General features: G+C 62.1%; 15 protein-coding genes and 1 pseudogene. 5 read left to right on the top strand and 11 right to left on the bottom strand.

Features of this window, described 5'->3' with window-relative positions:
• Nucleotides 1-2: 2 nt before the first annotated feature.
• Complete coding sequence (locus ACLH0H_RS14700; protein ID WP_186690471.1) at nt 3-1067, bottom strand: imelysin family protein; 1065 nt, start codon at nt 1065-1067, stop codon at nt 3-5.
• A gap of 31 nt (nt 1068-1098) precedes the next feature.
• Complete coding sequence (locus tag ACLH0H_RS14705) at nt 1099-2538, bottom strand: di-heme oxidoredictase family protein (protein ID WP_411378580.1); 1440 nt, start codon at nt 2536-2538, stop codon at nt 1099-1101.
• 139 nt (nt 2539-2677) lie between these two features.
• Between ACLH0H_RS14705 and ACLH0H_RS14710 the strand changes: the two genes are divergently transcribed.
• Nucleotides 2678-3241, top strand: a complete 564-nt coding sequence (locus ACLH0H_RS14710; RefSeq protein ID WP_411378581.1) for an NAD(P)H nitroreductase — start codon at nt 2678-2680, stop codon at nt 3239-3241.
• 129 nt (nt 3242-3370) lie between these two features.
• Here ACLH0H_RS14710 and ACLH0H_RS14715 read toward each other — a convergent pair whose 3' ends face one another.
• From ACLH0H_RS14715 to gap, 8 genes and pseudogenes are all read right to left on the bottom strand, one after another.
• Nucleotides 3371-4126: a methyl-accepting chemotaxis protein gene (locus ACLH0H_RS14715; protein WP_411382412.1), complete on the bottom strand. Its 756-nt coding sequence runs from the start codon at nt 4124-4126 to the stop codon at nt 3371-3373.
• Between the two features lie 102 nt (nt 4127-4228).
• Nucleotides 4229-5509 (bottom strand): annotated as a pseudogene (locus ACLH0H_RS14720) (HAMP domain-containing protein); the annotation flags it as partial.
• A 133-nt stretch (nt 5510-5642) separates the two neighbouring features.
• Nucleotides 5643-6044, bottom strand: a complete 402-nt coding sequence (locus tag ACLH0H_RS14725; protein ID WP_411378582.1) for a YbaN family protein — start codon at nt 6042-6044, stop codon at nt 5643-5645.
• 274 nt (nt 6045-6318) lie between these two features.
• Nucleotides 6319-6927 carry a biliverdin-producing heme oxygenase gene (locus tag ACLH0H_RS14730; protein ID WP_411378583.1) on the bottom strand — a complete coding sequence of 203 codons (609 nt, stop codon included), beginning with the start codon at nt 6925-6927 and terminating at the stop codon, nt 6319-6321.
• 133 nt (nt 6928-7060) lie between these two features.
• Complete coding sequence (locus tag ACLH0H_RS14735; protein WP_411378584.1) at nt 7061-9625, bottom strand: TonB-dependent receptor; 2565 nt, start codon at nt 9623-9625, stop codon at nt 7061-7063.
• Between the two features lie 115 nt (nt 9626-9740).
• Nucleotides 9741-10709, bottom strand: coding sequence for a FecR family protein (locus tag ACLH0H_RS14740; protein ID WP_411378585.1), 969 nt, complete (start codon nt 10707-10709; stop codon nt 9741-9743).
• 75 nt (nt 10710-10784) lie between these two features.
• Nucleotides 10785-11303, bottom strand: coding sequence for an RNA polymerase sigma factor (locus tag ACLH0H_RS14745; protein WP_076949795.1), 519 nt, complete (start codon nt 11301-11303; stop codon nt 10785-10787).
• A gap of 201 nt (nt 11304-11504) precedes the next feature.
• The gene (gene gap, locus ACLH0H_RS14750) at nt 11505-12506 is read right to left on the bottom strand and encodes a type I glyceraldehyde-3-phosphate dehydrogenase (RefSeq protein WP_076949794.1); all 1002 of its coding nucleotides are present in this window, start codon (nt 12504-12506) and stop codon (nt 11505-11507) included.
• 221 nt (nt 12507-12727) lie between these two features.
• On the opposite strand from gap, the gene edd reads away from it, so the two are divergent.
• The 4 genes from edd (at nt 12728) to ACLH0H_RS14770 (ending at nt 17855) form a co-directional block, all read left to right on the top strand.
• On the top strand, nt 12728-14554 hold the full coding sequence (gene edd, locus ACLH0H_RS14755) for a phosphogluconate dehydratase (RefSeq protein ID WP_411378586.1): 1827 nt from the start codon (nt 12728-12730) through the stop codon (nt 14552-14554).
• Nucleotides 14551-15507 (top strand): glucokinase, encoded by a 957-nt coding sequence (locus tag ACLH0H_RS14760; RefSeq protein ID WP_411378587.1) that lies wholly within the window; start codon nt 14551-14553, stop codon nt 15505-15507. The genes edd and ACLH0H_RS14760 overlap by 4 nt, the downstream gene beginning before the upstream one ends.
• A 154-nt stretch (nt 15508-15661) precedes the next feature.
• Entirely contained in the window at nt 15662-16396 is a 735-nt protein-coding gene (locus tag ACLH0H_RS14765; protein WP_015885655.1) for a response regulator, read from the top strand.
• 31 nt (nt 16397-16427) lie between these two features.
• The gene (locus tag ACLH0H_RS14770) at nt 16428-17855 is read left to right on the top strand and encodes an ATP-binding protein (protein WP_411382413.1); all 1428 of its coding nucleotides are present in this window, start codon (nt 16428-16430) and stop codon (nt 17853-17855) included.
• 122 nt (nt 17856-17977) lie between these two features.
• Here ACLH0H_RS14770 and ACLH0H_RS14775 read toward each other — a convergent pair whose 3' ends face one another.
• The gene (locus tag ACLH0H_RS14775) at nt 17978-18907 is read right to left on the bottom strand and encodes an AraC family transcriptional regulator N-terminal domain-containing protein (RefSeq protein ID WP_411378588.1); all 930 of its coding nucleotides are present in this window, start codon (nt 18905-18907) and stop codon (nt 17978-17980) included.
• Nucleotides 18908-19002: the final 95 nt, after the last annotated feature.

Consider the following 19002-nt stretch of genomic DNA (forward strand, 5'->3'; position numbering starts at 1 on the left):
CATCAGTCACCGTCGTTGGCGTTAAAGCCCAGTTGGATGCCCAGCGCCTTGGCCAGTTCGCCTTCGTGCAGGCGGTGGACAACGTTGAGGCTGTCGTAGAGGTCGTTGAGCTGTTGACGCCCGGCGTCGTCGGCCAGCAGTTCATTGAGGGTGCGCTGGTTGCTGGCGAACAGTTTCAAGGAGGCGGCATAGGCGGCGTCGATCTTGTCGGCCAGCGGCTTCTGCTCGGACGGCAACAGGCCGCGCAAACCTTTGTTGTCGACCCCGACCCACACGGTCTGAGCGGCGGCGAGGCTGGCCTCGAGGCTCTGCAGGGACGACTGGCTGCGCCATGCGTCGGCCTGGAACGGCTGCGCAATGCCCTTGGTCTGGCGACCCATAGGCGTGCCGAGCTTTTTCTTCAGGGTGTCCAGGGCGGTCACCTGGACGCGTAGCAGATCGGCGATGGCTTCGTGGGAGTCGGCGTAGCGCTGGTTCGGAAACTTGGTCATCTGCGCCAACATGCCGTCGGTGCTGTTCCAACTGGCCAGGATCTCTTCGGCGAGGGCCTTCTGACGCTCGCCGATGGCCACCAGCAGCGGGCAGTAACGGGCTTTCTGGGCGTCGTCGGCGAGGTCGGTCTTGGCGTCGTAGAGAATGTACTCGTAGGCCGACAGGCCTTGCACCACGACGCTGGACTTGGCCAGGGCCGCGCCATCGATCTGTGGCTGGCTGGCGACCAGTTGCTCGACCTGGCGGCCGACCAGGTTCTTCTTGTCTGGCCAGAACTGTACCTGCCACGCACGGTTGCCTTCAGCCAGCGGGCCGATCAACAGCGGTTGCAGCTCGGCCCAGGCTTTCTGCGCATGCAGGAAGTCGGCGCGGGCGGTGTCCAGGCTTTCCTTGCCCTGGCAATAGGCGAGGGCGCTGACGGCCAGTTGGCGGTCGGCTTCGACCCAACGGCTGTAGGTTGGCAGGATTACTTGCTTGGCGATGGCCGCCGAGGTCACCGCTTGCGGGTCCTGGGGCGAGCAGGCGCCCAGGGCAAGGGCGGCAAGGCTGGTGAACAACAACTTGGGACGGAACATGTCGAGCTCCCTTCTGTAAGTGGGGCAAAGCTTATAAAGCATTCAGGAACGCCAGCAACGCAGCGCGTTGCTCGGCATTGAAGGACAACACATGCTGCTGCGCCGCCTGTGCTTCACCGCCATGCCACAGCACGGCTTCGAGCAGGTTGCGGGCGCGGCCATCATGCAGGAACTGGGTGTGGCCACTGACGGTCTGCGTCAGGCCGATGCCCCACAACGGCGGCGTGCGCCAGTCGCGGCCACCGGCCTTGAATTCGGTGCGGTTGTCGGCGAGGCCCGGGCCCATGTCGTGCAACAGCAGGTCGGTGTAGGGGCGGATCACCTGGTTGGCCAGTTCAGGTTCGGCGGCAGAGGCGGACGTGGTGAACGACGGCGTATGGCAGCCCTGGCAGCCCGCTTGATAGAACAGGTTCTTACCGGCCAGCACCTGCGGCGAGTCGACGTCACGGCGCACCGGCACGGCGAGGTTGCGCGTATAGAACAGCACCAGGCGCAGGATATTGTCGCTGACTTCCGGCTCGCCCTCCGGGCCATTGCCGTTGGGCGCCTGTTTGCAGGCGACCTGGGTGGCGGTGCAGTCATCAAATGGCCTGAGAGATGTGGTGAGGCCCATATCACCAGAAAACGCGTGAACATTTTGTTGATTGAGGTTGGGCTGACCGGCTTTCCAGCCGAAACGCCCCAGCACGGTTTTCTGCTGGGCGTCATCCCACACCTGGTTGGCGCGGCCGACGATGGCGCCCTTGGCGGCGGTCTTCGGGTCGGTGTTGCGCAGGATATCGGCGTCGCTGATGGCTTCGAGCAAACCCAGGCCGATCATCGGCGGGGCGATGCGTGCCGAAAAGCGTGTGTCCGGGTGCATCGGGCCGTAGCTGAGCTGGGTGATCTGCAGGTCTGGCTTGCGCAACTCCACCACCGTGCCGTCCTTGAACGTGACGTTGACCGGGGTGTAATCGACCCGCACCTTGCCTTCGGGCGCGACGCCGGGCACCGCCATGTCCTGCAGTTGCCCGCCATAGACCGGTTCGGGCACCACGCCGGTCTGTTCGATGAGGCGCGCATAGTCCGGCGGATCCTGGGTAGACAGTGGGATCGACAGGCGCACCAGCATCGACACCGCATTGGGTGCGTCGGGTAACGGCGGGTGGCCACGACCGTCTTTTATATGGCAGTTCTGGCAGGCATTGGTGTTGAACAGCGGTCCCAGGCCGTCACGCGCTGTGGTGGTGGACGGCGCGATCACCCAGGGGCTGCGAAAGAAGCTATTGCCGACGCTGAAATCCAGACGACGCGTGGGCGACAGGTTGGCCGAAGGCAGGGAAAACGCGTTCTGGTCGCGCTTGTTCACCGTCGCGGCGCCGCCCGCTCGCGATTCACCGGGTTCGGCCTGGGTGAAGCGAGGTGCGTCATCGCAGGCAGCCAGGCTCAAGGCCAGCAGTGCTGCGTACAGGCGAAAAAGCGAACGGAACATCGAGTTTCCCGAGCGAAGACACAAAATGAGGGCACAAAGTTTAACAGGGCGGGGCGCAATGAATAAGAGCAATTATCGTTTGGTCGAATCCGATCCGTTCCCGCTAGAATGACCGCACATTTTTCTCTGGAGGTGGCCAATGCAGGCTCTCGACGCTTTGCTCAACCGTGTTTCCGTGCCGCGCTTGCTGGAACCGGCACCGACCCAGGAGCAGCGCGACGTGCTGTTCGCCGCGGCCATGCGTGCGCCCGACCACGGGCAATTGCGCCCTTGGCGCTTCCTCACGGTTGAAGGCGCTGCCCGCGAGCAGATGGGCATGCTGCTGGCCGAAGCGGCCCGCCTGCAGGATGCGGACGCACCGCAAGCGGCCATCGATAAGGCGCAGAACGGCCCGTTGCGCGCGCCGCTGGTGGTGGTGGTGATTGCCCGTCTGCAGGAGCATTTCAAGGTGCCGAAATCCGAGCAACTGCTGGCCGCCGCCTGCGCTGCCCATGGCATCCTGTTGGCGGCTTATGCACAGGGGATTGGCGCGGTGTGGCGCACCGGCGAATTGTCCTATTCGGCCCACGTCGCCAAGGGCCTGGGGCTCACGGCGGGCGAGGAAGTGATTGGCTTCCTCTACCTGGGCACGCCGCAGAACCCGCCGCGTACGGCGCCAAAAGAAGACTTGGCGCCCTTCGTACAAGCCTGGCCCGGCGTTTAAACCACCACAATCCTGGGGGAGCTGGCTTGCCTGCGATAGTCTCGACTCGGACCCTCAGGGAAACCGAGTCGTCTGCATCGCGGGCAAGCCCGGCTCCCACAGGGGATCTCTGGTGTCCGAGGGATCGGTTTATACCTTGAACTGATCCATCAACTTCATTTGCTGGCTGGCCAATGCATTGAGTTGGCTGCTGATGGCCGCCGACTCGGTGGCTTGGCCAGTGAGCGTTTCGGTCACGGTGCGGATCGCCGAGACGTTGCGGTTGACCTCTTCGGCTACCGCGCTCTGTTGCTCGGCGGCGCTGGCGATCTGCAGGTTCATGTCGCTGATCACGGTGACGGCCTCGCTGATCTTGCCCAGGGCCTGCACCGCTTGGTGGATCTGTCCGGCGTTGCTCTGGGCCTGGCTCTGGCTCGAATGCATGGTTGCCACCACGCCTCGCGTGCCGCTCTGGATGCGTTCGATTACCAGCCGAATTTCCTCCACCGAATCCTGAGTACGCTTGGCCAGGTTGCGCACTTCGTCGGCAACCACGGCAAATCCTCGCCCACTTTCTCCGGCGCGCGCTGCTTCGATGGCGGCGTTGAGCGCCAGCAGGTTGGTCTGCTCGGCAATGCTGCGGATCACTTCCAGCACTGAGCCGATCTGCTCGCTGTTGACCGCCAGGGCTTCGACTTCGCCCACGGCCTTGCTGACTTCTTCGGCCAGGGTGGTGATGTCGCGGGTGCTTTTCTCGATGATCGACATGCCTTCACGCGCCGACTGGTCGGCACCGCGTGCCGCGCTGGCGGCGTTGGAGGCGCTGTTGGCCACATCGTGCGCGGTGGCGCTCATTTCATTGGAGGCGGTGGCCACCTGGTCGATTTCGCGGAACTGCACTTGCATGCCTTCGCTGGTTTGGCGCGCGATGGCCGATGACTGGTCAGCGGTGCCACGGGCTTCGGTGATGCTTTGCTTGATCTGCGCGATGGTCGGTTGCAGCTTGTCGAGGAAGCGGTTGAACCAGTTGACCAGTTCGCCCAGTTCATCCTTTTTGGTGTAGGCCAGGCGCTGGGTAAGGTCGCCGTCGCCGCTGGCGATGTCCTTGAGCATGGCCGCCACGCTGTTGATGGGGCGGGTCACGCCGGTGGCGGTCAGCCAGATCAGCAATAAGCCAAGCAAGCCTGCGCCGGCGCCCACCAGCAAGGCCTTCAGAGTGCCGCTGGCTTGGGCTTCGTCGAGCAGGCCTTGCAGCTTCAAGGCATCGGCGAGCATCACATGCTTGGGCAGTTTGATCACCACGCCCCAGGCTTTTGCATCGGCGATGGGCTTGACCGAATAAACGGCACGAATCGTATCGCCTTGTTCACGGTTGACCTGAGCGTTACTGGCCAGCAGTTGCACGATTTCCTTGCCTTCGGCGCCCAGGGTGTCGATCAGGTTCTTGCCCACTTTGGCCGGCTCACCGCTGTAGGCGGCAATCAGGCCGGTGCTGGAGATGATCTCCAGGTGCGTGGCGCCGTCGAACAAGGTTTTTTGCGCGGCATCGGTGAGGGCTTGCAGACTGTTCAGGGCAATATCGAGACCGACCACACCGATAACCTTGCCGTCCACGATCAATGGCAAGGAAATAGTCGTCATCAGTACCGGCGTGCCGCCCACCGTGTCTTCGTACGGGTCGAGCAAACAAACGCTGCGCGTGTCCCGTGGGCAGGTGTACCAGATGTTGTAGGGCGTACCGCTAAGGTTGAGGGTGGTCTTGGTCAGGTCGTCTTCGACCATGATGGTGTTCTGGCCTTGGCCGCCGGCGCGGCTCCAGTAGCTGGAGAAGCGGCCTTTTTCGTTGGACGCGCGAGCCTTGTCGTCGATGAATTCGCTGTCCTTGCCATCCAGGCCGTTGGGCTCGAATGACAGCCAGACGCCCAGCACTTTGCTGTTGCGTTCAAAGGTGGTCTCAAGGCTCTGGTTGAGTTCTTCACGCAGGGCGCCCGGTTCCAGCGAGCGCTTGGCGGCCAGGTTGCGCAAGTCCTTGACTTGATCGGCAAGAGCGGTCACCACCAGCAGGTTTTCGCCAAAGGTCTTCTGTAGTTGCACCGCTTGTTCGGCGGCTTTGGATTGCAGCAGGTTCTCCACACTGCTGGTGAGCATTCGCGAGCTTGAATTACTGATCAGACGGTCGTTCTGATTGGTTTCGTACAGGTTGATGCTGATGATCAGCGCGATCACACCCAACAGGCACAGCCCGGACAGCAGCACGATTTTCAGGCGGATGGAGAGGGTGTCGAACATAGGTCACTCGCGAATGGACGTGTGGAGATGCAGGCAGGGCCAAGTCCATTCGACGCCTTACCTGAAACATCGGCGTCTTAAATCGATTCATGAGAGGCAGGCGATGAGCGGTAGGAAAACGCTACACGCAGCGTTATACGGGCGCTGCAAGCCGTTCCGGGCGTGACCAGATCCACAGGTTGCCCAGGCTCATCCCGGCAATCGCCAGGTAGATCGGCCAGCCGTGGTCGAGCATTACCAGCATCAGGATGGCGCACAGCAGCATGCTCAGCGTGGCGCTGACCTTGGCCCGGCGGGCGATGATCCTGCCATTGCGCCAGTTGGACAGGATCGGCCCGAACAGCCGGTGGTTTTCCAGCCAGGCGCTCAGGCGTGGCGAGCTTTTGGTGGCGGCCCAGGCGGCCAGCAGGATGAACTCGGTGGTGGGTAAACCCGGTATGACAATCGCCACCAGCCCGATGCCCAGGCTGACGTAGGCCAGCAGGCCGAAGAGGAGCTGTGCGATTTTTGAGGTAGGTTGGAGGTTGCCGGTCATAGATAGGTCGGGGTATCACAGAAAATCAATTATGAAATGAGATCTAGTGTGGGAGCGGGCTTGCTCGCGAATGCAGTGTGTAGTGAGCGGGCTTGCCCCGCGCTGGGCTGCGAAGCGGCCCCAACCAGGCAGCTCGGTTCTACCTGAAAGGACGGCGGTGTTTTTATTGGGCCGCTTCGCAGCCCAGCGCGGGGCAAGCCCGCTCACTACAGGCCGTATTCGCGAGCAAGTCGCACCGCCGCTCCCACATTTTTTATCGCATTCCAACCAAGGGTCAGGCCAGCTCGGGCGCGCTAGCGTACGCCTGTTCCAGCAATACGGTGAAGCGTACAAACGCGTCGATCGCGCCTTTTTCCGCTGCGGCCTCTTCCTCGGCGCTGAATTCCAGGGCGTCGAGGGTGCGGGTGAAGCGTTTCCAGCCTTCGGCGCGACCACCCGCCGGCTCGCCCAGGTGGCGGGCACCGAAGGTTTCGCTCAGGCCCAGGCCTACGGCGCGCTTGATCAGGAACGCTGCGCCCAGTTTGGAACCTTCCGACACGAACAGCCAGCCCAGGGCTTCGGCCTTGCCGGGGTGCTTCACGGCACCGGCGACCGGTGCCGGCACGTCGGTGTCCAGGTCGGCCAGGTCCAGCCTGGCGGCTTCGGCGCGGCAGCGCTCGGCCAGGTCCGGCACGATCTGGTTCAGCTCGTCATCGTTGTAAAGCGCTACCAGTTCCGACTGGAACAGGTACTGCGCCACGACGAAGCGCGCGAAGTTGGCCTGGGTTTCGAAGGGGGCGTGGGCTTTGACTAATGCGTCGAGTTTGGTGTGTGGCTCATGGGTGATCTGGTTCAGGCGCTGGGAGCGTAGGCTTGCGCGTTCTGCGGTAGGGGAAGCGGTCATGGAAAAGTCCTTGAGAAGGGAAGCGCCTGGGTGCCCGAAAGAGAGCTGTTATCAACTAGACGAACAAGAAGACGCGGCACAGTAAAAAAACCTCACCTCGCCGATGAGATTTCGACGAGGTGAGTGGGGCGGCTTAGATGTCCCAGATCACGTTGATCGCGAAGTGGCGCCCCGGCTGGGTCAAGCGGTCGAGGTTGGCCGGCGAGGTCACACCGGCTTCGCCGACGCCGTCGTAGCTGCGCACGTCGTCCCAGTTCCAATACTTTTTGTCGGTCAGGTTGTAGAGGCCGCCGTTGACGGTCACATCGTTGGTGACTTTGTAGAAGGCGTTCAGGTCGAGAACGCCGAAGCCCGGGGTCTTGAACGGACCCGTGGTGCTGCCGTCAGGCGCATGGAAGGTGGTGCTGTCGACGCGATTCTGTTTTTTTACCAAGGTCCAGCTCAGCAGGCCACCGTAGTTGTCCTGGTCGTAGCCCAGGCCGAATACGCCCTTGAGCGGGTTGACGCTGTTGAGCGCCTCGCCATTGTCGTCGTTGCGGCCATAGGTGTAGCCAATCGAACCCTGGCTGTACAGGCCTTGCGGCGCGCCGAACGCGTCAAGGTCCAGGCGCCCTTTGGCTTCGATCCCCTTGATGGTGGCGTGCCTGATATTGTTGGCTTCGAATTGCTGTGAGGTACCGCCGGCGACGGAGGCGTCCTCGTCGATAAAGTTGCGGTATTTGTTGTAGAACACGGCTATATCAAACGAACCGGAATCGAAGTTGCCGCGAATCCCGGTTTCCACGCCCTTGCTGCTTTCCGGCTTGAGGTCCGGGTTGGGTTCCACGGTGTAGCCCTGCTGCAGGTTCTCAAAGCGCCCGTACAAGGTTTTGGCCGAAGGGGTGCGGAAGCCTTCAGCGTACTGGCCAAACCAGGTGTAGTGATCGGTCAACGCATAGGTCAGTCCGAATTTGGGCGTTACACGGTGCCAGGTTTTTTCCTTATCACTGTGGGCGTAGATCCGCGTCGGGTCGACGGTGTTGAGGAACTCTTCGGTCAACTTGGGCTTGAGTTGGGTGTAGTCGTAGCGCACGGCGGGCAGGAATGTCCATTTGCCCCAGGCGATCTGGTCCTGTGCGAACAGCGAGTAAGTGTTGATGGTCGGATCCGGGAAATCGCTGGCCTTCCTCACGCTGTCACCGGCCGATGGGCTGGGTGCGCCGATGGCCGTGCAACCGCTGCCGACGGCCAGGCAGGTGGCGGCGCCTTCGCGGGAGCCGGTGACTTTCTGCTGCTTGAGGGTGGTGCCGTAAGTCACCTGGTGATCGGTATCGCCGATGTTGAAGGCCTTGTCCAGTTGGGCATCGAAGACCCACTGTTTTTCTTCATACAGGGTTTCGCGGGTGCGCAGGACACGGCGAGACGGCTGGTAGATTTCGGCGGTGGACTGGTCGGTCTTGGCGATCTGGTAGTTGAGGCTGGTCTTGATCTGATCGGCAATCGGCGAGTCCAGGGCGAAGCGGTTTTCGATACCGAAACGCTCGCGGGTGATGGTGTCGTTGCCGGACCGCGCACGGTAGAAGTTGAAGCCGCGCCCGCCGGTGAAAGGCCCGCCCACGGCGCTTTTCAGGTTGACGTCACGATCATCCTTGTACTTCTCGTACGTCAGCCCAAGGCGATTGTCATCGCCGTAGTTCCAACCCAGCTTGGCCAACACGTTGGTGGTGCGTGCCTCTTCCGGGTTGGCGCCGGTGCGCGCCAGGCCGGTGGCGTTGTTGCCGTCGTAGGACTCCATTTCGTGGCCATTGCGCTGGCTCAGGTGCAGCAAGCCGTCGAAGTCCTGTACACGACCGGCGACGGTGCCGGAGGTCAGCCAGCTCTCGTCGGCGGAGCTGTAGCCGGTCTTCAGGCGGGCGCCGTAGTCTTGGCCGGGCTTGATGATGTCATCCGGGTCGAGGGTGAAATAGCTGACGGCGCCGCCGATGGCGCTGCTGCCGTACAGCGCCGACGCCGGGCCGCGCAGGATCTCCACGCGCTTGACGATTTCCGGGTCGACGTAGTTGCGGCGGGTCTTGGCATACGGGCCGTTGAAGAAGTTGTCCGGCACTTCCACGCCATCCACCTGGGTGAGGATGCGGTCGCCGTCGATGCCGCGAATGTTGTAGCCCGCATTGCTCGAGCGGCCCCCGGCGCCGCCTACCGAGACGTTGGGTTCATAGCGCACCAGTTCACGAATGCTATTCACGTTCTGGCGGTCGAGCGCTTCGCGTTCCTGCACGCTGACGGTGCTCGGTACGCTGCTCACGTCCTGCTCGTTGCGGGTGGCGCTGATGGTCACCTGTTGCAGGTTGAGGGTGCTGCCCGCTGTGCGCTTTTCCAGGACGATGTTGTTATTGCCCAGTTTGCGGTAGCTCAGGTTGGTCCCCGCCAACAGCCGGTCCAGGGCTTTTTCCGGCGACAGCGGGCCGCGTACGCCGGGCGACGACACGCCCTGGCCCAGTTCCGCCGGCAGGCCGACTTGCCAGCCGGTTACCGTGGTAAAGGCATTGAGCGCCGAAACCAGTGGCTGCTGTTCGATGCTGAAGGTGTAGTTGCCGTGGCTGCGGGACGCAGGTTCGGCGGCGCTGGCGGTCATCACCGGCACGCCGGCCAGCAGGATAGCGGCGGTCAGCAGGGACAGGACGGGCGAAGAAGACCGGCGGTTGAAACAAGAGGACATCGAGAGCGCTCCGGGGGTACGAATCTTATAGTTGCGCACTGACCAAATAGGAATCAGTTGCATTGACTAAGACGAGACGTACCGCCGCCCGCTATCGAGTAAAAATAATTCTCATTTAGTTCAAGATGACCAGCGCCGGATATTCCGACAGCTTGGCCGAGGTGATGTGCGCCAGGGAACGCACCACGTCCAGCGGCTGGTCGAGCCGGTAATTGCCGGTGACGGCCACGCTGGCGAGCCTGTCGTTGGTGCTGACGATCCAGCCGGGGTAGTAGCGCCGCAACTCGGCGAGCACTTCGCCCAGCGGGCAGTTTTCGAAGACCAGCCGGCCTTGTACCCAGGCCAGGTCTTTGTTGGCATCCAGCTTGGCAGGCTGGCCGAAGCCCTTGGGCCCGATGCGGATACTTTCACCCGCGCTCAGGCGCACACGGGCATCGTTCACGTTGTTGCTCAGGTCGACATCGCCGCGCTGCACTTGCACCTGGGCTTCACCGTCAAGGTAGCGCACGGCAAAGGCGGTATCGCGCACACTGGCGCGCACCGGGCCGGCGTCGATTTCCAGGGGCAGGCCGTGGCCCGGGGCTATTTCGAAGAACGCTTCGCCCTGGTAGAGGCGGGCGATGCGCTGGTGGTCCTGGATGGTGCTGGAGAACGCCGAGTTGGTGTTCAGCAGCACCTTGGAGCCATCGTCCAGTTGCAGGCGCTGGCGTTCGCCCACCACCGTGAGGTGGTCGGCTTGCAGGCGCACCGGCAGGTTGCTGAAGCTGAACAGGCCGATCAGCAGCACGGCGGCCGTGGCCAGCGGTTTCCAATGCGGCTGGATCCGGCGCCAGGCGCTGGGCTTGCGCGGCGCCGCCAGGGCAACGGCGGCACTGTGCACCGGCGCGCCACCCCAGGCGGCCTGGGCTTTGGCGAACGCCTGGGCGTGGGTTGGATCACCGGCCAGCCAGGCTTCAAACTCGGCCTGCTGGCCGGGCTGCGGGCACTGCAAGGCGATCAGCCAATCGAGGGCCTGGTCCATAGCCGTGTCTTGCAACACCTCATGAGCCAGCTCATGGGGGCGCAGTTTATTCGGGTCCGTCACGGTGTGCCTCGGGTCTTCGCCACGTTCTATTCATCGTTTCCTACAGCTTGTATCGACATTTCAGTCGAGTGCAGCTTAAGGCCGATCCAGTCGCTCGGCCACACCTACACAGATGGCCATGATCAATTTCAGTTCCTTTTGCACGGTGCTCAAGGATACGTGCAACTGGTCGGCGATCTCTTGATAGCTGCAGCCGTGCAGGCGACTGAGGATGAAGATCTGCTGCTGACGCGGGCTCAACTGGCCGAGGCTGACGCTCAGGTGCTCCAGCAGTTGCTCGGCCTGGGTGGCATCTTCGGGCGTACTGATGGGAGCGACGACGCTTTGCAGGACATCCAGCGGTACATCTTCCTGCAATGTACGGGCCTGGATCCTGCGCGCGCGCAGATGATCCAGCGCCAGGTTGCGCGCGGTCTGATAAACGAAGGGTTCAAGGTGATCGATCGGCCGCTCGCTCAGGGCCCGGGTGACGCGCAGGTAGGTTTCCTGCAACAGGTCCTCAGCGGTGCTGTGGTTATTCACCATGCGCTGCAGGGTACGAAGCAGAATCACCCGTTGGGTGAGAAAGACGTGGTTGAAGCGAGATTGGCTCACAGAGATACCAGACCGGTTTGCAGTTAATGATAATGCTTATCATCAACTGAAATGGCAAGTGGCACTTTGAGATGCAACCTATGCTATCGAGCTTCTGTGGGAGCCGGGCTTGCCCGCGATGCAGACGACTCGGTCTTTCAGCCAGACCGAGGTGATGCAATCGCAGGCAAGCCAGTTCCCACAGGGGATCTGCCTGTCCAATTATTCGGCGTTGCAGAGCGCCAGGCAGTTATCCAGCATACGGTTGGAGAAGCCCCATTCGTTGTCGTACCAGGCCAGCACCTTCAGCAATTTGCCGCTGACCTTGGTGTGGTTGGCATCGAAAATCGACGACAGCGGGTTGTGGTTGAAGTCGCTGGAAACCAGCGGCAGGGTGTTGTAGCCGAGGATTTTCGAATGCTGGCTGGCGTCCTTGAGCAGCGCGTTGACTTCCTCTGCCGTGGCTTCCTTCTTCAGTTGCACGGTAAGGTCTACCAGTGACACGTTGATCACCGGCACGCGCACGGCCATGCCGGTCAGCTTGCCCGCCAGTTCCGGCAGAACCAGGCCGACCGCTTCGGCGGCGCCGGTCTTGCTCGGGATCATGTTCTGGGTGGCCGAACGCGCACGGTAGGGGTCGGTGTGATAGACGTCGGTCAGGTTCTGGTCGTTGGTATAGGCGTGGATAGTGGTCATCAGGCCGCTTTCGATGCCCAGCTCGCGGTGCAGCACCTGGGCAACCGGCGCCAGGCAGTTGGTGGTGCACGAGGCGTTGGAGATGATCTGGTGCGATTGACGCAAAATGTCATGGTTTACGCCATAGACCACGGTGGCGTCCGCGCCCTTGGCCGGTGCCGAGATGATCACCTTGCGCGCGCCGGCGCTGATATGTGCAGCCGCCTTGTCGCGGTCGGTGAACAGGCCGGTGCATTCGAACACCACGTCGATATTGTGCGCGGCCCACGGCAGATCGGCCGGGTTGCGAATGGCACTGACGGCAATCCGGTCACCATTGACGGTCAGGCTTTCCTGATCGTGGGCGACCTCTGCGTCGAAAGTGCCATGCACGGTGTCGTATTTGAGCAGGTGGGCATTGATCGAACTGTCGCCCAGATCGTTGATGGCGACGATCTGCAAATCCTGGCGGTAGCCTTGGGTATACAGTGCGCGCAGGACATTACGGCCGATACGGCCAAAACCATTGATTGCGATACGAAGAGTCATTGGAAAGCGCCTATCGTCGATTTGTTGTAAGAATTACAAGATTATTCGCATAAAAATAGAAAACAAGCCTTTTTAGTGGCAATATTTTGTTCAATCTACAACGAGTGACCTGAATCAACTGGTCCGATGATCCAAACGACTCCCTGCCATCCCATGTGCTGCGGGCGTTTGATCAGCATAGACACTCAGGTCGCCACATCCGTTAGCCTGGAGTTCTACACATGCATCCCCGCGTCCTTGAGGTCACCGAACGGCTTATCGCCCGCAGCCGCGCCACCCGCGAGGCTTACCTTGCGCTCATTCGCGGCGCAGCCAGCGACGGTCCGATGCGCGGCAAGCTGCAGTGCGCCAACTTCGCCCACGGCGTGGCCGGTTGCGGCACTGAAGATAAAAATAGTCTGCGCATGATGAATGCCGCCAACGTGGCAATTGTTTCTTCATATAACGACATGCTCTCGGCGCATCAGCCGTACGAGCATTTCCCTGAACAGATAAAGAAAGCCCTGCGCGAAGTCGGCTCGGTCGGCCAGTTCGCCGGCGGCACCCCGGCCATGTGCGACGGTGTGACCCAGGGCGAGCCCGGCATGGAACTCAGCCTGCTCAGCCGTGAAGTCATTGCCATGTCCACGGCGGTAGCGCTGTCCCACAACATGTTCGACGCCGCGTTGATGCTGGGCATCTGCGACAAGATCGTCCCCGGCCTGATGATGGGCGCGCTGCGCTACGGCCACCTGCCGATGATCTTTGTACCGGGCGGGCCGATGCCGTCGGGCATTTCCAACAAGCAGAAGGCCGACGTGCGCCAGCGCTACGCCGAAGGCAAGGCCAGCCGCGAAGAGCTGCTGGAATCGGAGATGAAGTCCTACCATAGCCCCGGCACCTGTACGTTCTACGGCACCGCCAACACCAACCAGTTGCTGATGGAAGTGATGGGCCTGCACTTGCCGGGTGCCTCCTTCGTCAACCCCTACACGCCGCTGCGTGATGCGCTGACCCGCGAAGCCGCGCACCAGGTCACGCGCCTGACCAAGGCCAACGGTAACTTCACGCCGATCGGCGAGATCGTCGACGAGAAATCCATCGTCAACGCCATCGTTGCGCTTAACGCTACGGGCGGCTCCACCAATCACACGCTGCACATGCCCGCCATCGCCATGTCGGCGGGCATTATCCTTACATGGGACGACATGGCCGACCTCTCCGAGGTGGTGCCGACCCTGTCCCACGTGTATCCAAACGGCAAGGCCGACATCAACCACTTCCAGGCGGCGGGCGGCATGTCGTTTCTGATCCGCGAGTTGCTCGAAGCCGGGCTGCTCCACGAAGACGTCAACACCGTGGCCGGCAAGGGCCTGAGCCGTTACACCGCGGAGCCGTTCCTGGTCGACGGCGAGCTGATCTGGCGCGACGGTCCCATCGAAAGCCTCGACGAAACCATCCTGCGCCCCGTGGCCCGTGCGTTTTCCCCGGAAGGCGGCTTGCGCGTGATGGAAGGCAACCTGGGGCGCGGCGTGATGAAAGTGTCGGCGGTAGCCCCGGAGCACCAGGTCGTCGAAGCGCCTGCCGTGGTGTTCCAGGATCAACAGGACCTGGCCGATGCGTTCAAGGCCGGCCAGCTGGAAAAAGACTTTGTCGCGGTGATGCGCTTCCAGGGCCCGCGCTCCAATGGCATGCCGGAATTGCACAAGATGACGCCGTTCCTCGGCGTCTTGCAGGACCGTGGCTTCAAGGTCGCCTTGGTAACGGACGGGCGTATGTCCGGCGCGTCGGGTAAGATCCCCGCCGCGATTCACGTCAACCCCGAAGCCCAGAGCGGCGGGCCACTGGCGCGGGTACGCGATGGCGATATCATTCGCGTGGATGGCGTGAAGGGCACCTTGGAGCTTAAGGTGGACGCCGAAGAATTTGCAGCGCGCACGCCTGCCACCGGCCTGTTGGGCAATAACGTGGGGGCCGGTCGCGAGCTGTTTGCATTTATGCGCCTGGCCGCCAGCTCCGCAGAGCAGGGCGCCAGCGCCTTTACCTGTGCCTTGGAGACGCTTAAGTGAAGTTAGCGCTGGTCGGTGATATCGGGGGAACCAACGCGCGTTTTGCGTTGTGGCGCGATCAGGCACTGCACTCGATCCGAGTGCAGGCCACGGCGGATCATTCAAGCCCCGAGGACGCGATCAAGGTCTACCTCAGGGAGGAAGGCCTGCACATCGGTGATATCGGCGCTGTCTGCCTGTCGGTGGCGGGGCCGGTGAGCGGCGATGAATTTAAATTCACCAACAATCACTGGCGCTTGAGCAAGACTGCGTTTTGCCAGACGTTGCAGGTGGATGAACTGCTGCTGATCAATGATTTCTCGGCCATGGCCCTGGGCATGACCCAGCTCAAGCCCGACGAATTCCGCGTGGTCTGCGAAGGTACGCCGGAACCCCTGCGGCCGGCCGTGGTGATCGGCCCGGGTACTGGCTTGGGCGTCGGCACCTTGCTGGACCTGGGCGCGGGGCGCTTTGCCGCGTTGCCGGGGGAGGGCGGGCATGTCGACCTGCCCCTGAGCAGCCCGCGGGAAACCCAGCTGTGGCAGCATATTTACAGCGAGATCGGGCATGTCAGCGCTGAAACCGCCTTGAGCGGTGGCGGGTTGCCACGCCTCTACCGGGCGATCTGCGCGGTCGACGGCCATGCGCCGGTGCTGGAAACGCCCGAAGCCATCACGGCCGCGGGCCTGGCCGGCGACCCGGTGGCGATGGAAGTGCTGGACCAGTTCAGCATCTGGCTGGGCCGGGTGGCGGGCAATAATGTGCTGACCACCGGTGGTCGCGGCGGTGTGTACATCGTGGGCGGGGTGATTCCGAGGTTTGCCGACTTCTTTATCACCAGCGGTTTTGCCAAAAGCTTTGCCGACAAAGGCTGCATGAGCGACTACTTCAAAGGCATCCCGGTGTGGCTGGTGACCGCGCCGTATTCCGGGCTGACTGGGGCGGGTGTGGCGCTTGAGCAGGCATTTGCGTAGGGGCTGATGGCCTCTTCGCGAGCAAGCCCGCTCCCACATTCGACCGTATTTCTCCAGCTGGAATGGGATTGAATGTGGGAGCGGGCTTGCTCGCGAAGGCGGCCTTATAGGCGCCAGATGGTTTAAGCTTGGCCATAACAACAAGGAGGACCCCGTGAGCGTAATCAGTAAATCGATTCTCCTCGTCGACGACGACCAGGAAATCCGCGAATTGCTGCAAACCTACCTCAGTCGCGCCGGTTTTCAGGTGCGTGGCGTGCCGGATGGTGCGGGGTTCCGCCAGGCGATGAACGAGGCGCCGTGCGACCTGGTCATCCTCGATGTGATGCTGCCGGACGAAGACGGCTTCAGCCTCTGCCGCTGGATCCGCCAGCACCCGCGCCAGGCGCAGGTACCGATCATCATGCTCACCGCCAGCTCCGATGAGGCCGACCGTGTGATCGGCCTGGAGCTGGGCGCCGACGACTATATCGGCAAGCCCTTCAGCCCGCGTGAGTTGCAGGCGCGGATCAAGGCGTTGTTGCGCCGTTGCCAGTTTGGCCAGGAGCGCAGCAGTGGTGGCGACGTGCTGGTGTTTGATGAGTGGCGCCTGGACATGATCAGCCACCGCCTGTTCCATGTGGATGGTGAGGAAGTCATCCTTTCCGGTGCCGACTTTGCCCTGCTCAAATTGTTTCTCGACCACCCGCAACAGATCCTCGACCGCGACACCATTGGCAACGCCACCCGTGGTCGCGACCTGATGCCGCTGGACCGTATCGTCGACATGGCCGTCAGCCGCTTGCGCCAGCGCCTGCGCGACACCGAAAAACCACCGAGGCTGATCCGCACCGTACGCGGCAGCGGTTATCAACTGGCAGCCAGCGTGGTTGCCGGCAATGCCCATTGAACAGGTAACCGAACGCCACCGACGCTTCCCCGTGCCGCGCTCGTTGCTGGGACGCATGCTACTGCTGACGCTGCTGGCCGTGTTGTTTGCCCAGGCGCTGTCCAGCGCCATCTGGGTCTCGCAATTGCGTGCCACCCAGCTGGAAGGCCTGGTCACCAGCGCTCGCAGCCTGGCGCATTCGATGACCGCCAGCGTAAGTTACTTCCGTTCGTTGCCCGTGGCGTATCGCCCATTGGTCCTCGACCAGTTACGCAGCATGGGCGGCACGCGTTTCGTCGTCACCCTGAACGACCGGCCGCTGGACATGGAGATACTGCCGCAGACGCCGCGCAAACAAGCGGTGCTCAATGTGGTGGACGAAGTGCTGCGTCAGACCCTGGGGGCCGACGTGCTTATCTCGGTGGAGTTTGTCAGCGCCGAAGACCTGCGCATTTTCAATGCCGGACTGAAGCTCGATGAGCTGCCACGTTCCTGGGCCCACTACGCGCTGACCCTGGAGCCGGTGAACCCGCCGGTGCTGGTCACCCAGATCCAACTCGCGCCTGGCGAATGGCTGTATATTGCCTCGCTGTTACCCGAGCCCTACACCAGCCTCGAAGAACAGGGCCTGCCTTCCCAGCAAGTGTGGTTCATTGTGCTGACCAGCGGTTTCCTGTTGCTGTTTATCGGTTTGCTGGTGCACTGGCAGAGTCGGCCCCTCAAGCGCCTGGCGCGGGCGGCGCGGGACATGTCCCTGGGCGCCGATGTGGAACCGGTCGCTGAAGGCGGCGGCAGTGAAGTGGTGGAAGTGGGCCGTGCGTTCAATGCCATGCGAGAGCGCATCAGCCGTTACCTCACGGAACGCAGCCAATTGTTCAGCGCCATTTCCCACGACTTGCGCACCCCGATCACCCGCCTGCGCCTGCGCGTGGAACTGCTCGAAGACGAAAACCTGCAAACCAAGTTCGGCCGAGACCTGGATGAGCTGGAGTTGCTGGTCAAAGGCGCGCTGCAATGCGTGAAAGATACGGATATTCACGAGAACATCGAGCCGGTGGACCTCAATCATGTGCTCGACTGCCTGGTGGAACCTTACGTGGCGCCCAATGGCAATGGCCGCGTCACCCAGTACGGTCGTGCATTGAGCGCATACCCGGGTAAACCGCTGGCGCTCAAGCGTTGCATCGGCAACCTGATCGACAATGCATTGAAGTACGGGCAGAACGCTCATCTGCACATCGAGGATGACGGCGCGCAATTCGTCCTGCACGTGGATGACGAGGGCCCTGGGGTTCCGGAGCAGCGTCTGGAGCAGGTGTTCGAACCGCACTTCCGCCTGGCGGGGCAGCAACAGGGCTATGGCCTGGGGTTGGGAATCGCGCGCAACATTGCCCATAGCCATGGCGGTGAAGTGAGTTTGCAGAATTTGCGCGAGGGTGGGTTGCGGGTGACGTTGCAACTGCCGCGCGGCTTGGACTGAGGCCAGCTGACTAATTGTAGGAGCGAGCTTGCTCGCGAAAAACCAGAGAGCGCCGCAGTCCTCCAGGTTTCCCTCGTCATCGTTAACGATCTTCGCGAGCAAGCTCGCTCCTACAGTAGTCTCTAGATGCTTTGGCGCAATCGGGCCAGGTCTCTCAGGGGCGGCGCACCAAACAACCGGCTGTACTCCCGACTGAACTGCGACGGGCTTTCATACCCCACCCGATACCCCGCCGCCGATGCTTCCAACCCTTCGGCAATCATCAGCCGGCGCGCTTCCTGCAAGCGCAGTTGCTTCTGATACTGCAGCGGGCTCATGGCGGTGATCGCCTTGAAGCGGTGGTGCAAGGTCGAGACGCTCAGGTTCACTTCCTTGGCCAGGTCATCAATGCGCAGCGGTTGCTCATAGTTGCGGTTCAACCATGTGATCGCCTGGCTGACTCGATGGCTCTGGCTGTTGGCCACGGCTATTTCATACAACCGGTAACCCTGCGGGCCCCGCAGCAAGCGGTAGAGGATCTCGCGGTTAATCAGCGGCGCGAGCATGGCGATGTCTTTGGGTGTGTCCAGCAAACGCGCCAGGCGCAACACGGCATCGAGCAGTTGATGGTCGATGTGGTCGACGTACATGCCCCGCGAGGTCGGGCGCGACGGCACGCCCATGGGCCCGGCCTCGGCAATCAGCGCGGTGAGTTGGGCCGGGTCGATATTGATGCGCACTGACAGGTTGGGGTTTTCCGGCGTAGCCTCGATGACCCGCCCGGCCACCGGCATCGCCACCGAGAACACCAGGTAATTGAGCGGATCGTAGGCGAAAATCTCGTCGGCCAGGCGCACTTCCTTGCTGCCGTTGGCAAGAATGCACAGGGCAGGCTCGACCAGCACCGGCATGAAGTCGCGCGGTGTGTTGTGGCGGTTCAGAAACAACGCGGTGATGGCCGTACCGTAGGAGCCATCCTCCCAGGTATGCCGTTGCACGATGCCGGCGAGTTCGGCGCGCTGCTTTTCCAGATCGGCGTCGAGGGGGAGGGCTTTAGGATCGGGCGACGGCATGGAGCGTCCTCTGCGGGCTACTTCGATGGGTTCAGCTTAGCGGTGGCTTTTCAAACAGTGTTACGTCGATTCTGCACAATCCTTGCCTGATCCTG

The organism is Pseudomonas sp. MPB26, assembly GCF_046605355.1.
Taxonomy (GTDB): Bacteria; Pseudomonadota; Gammaproteobacteria; order Pseudomonadales; family Pseudomonadaceae; genus Aquipseudomonas; species Aquipseudomonas cedrina.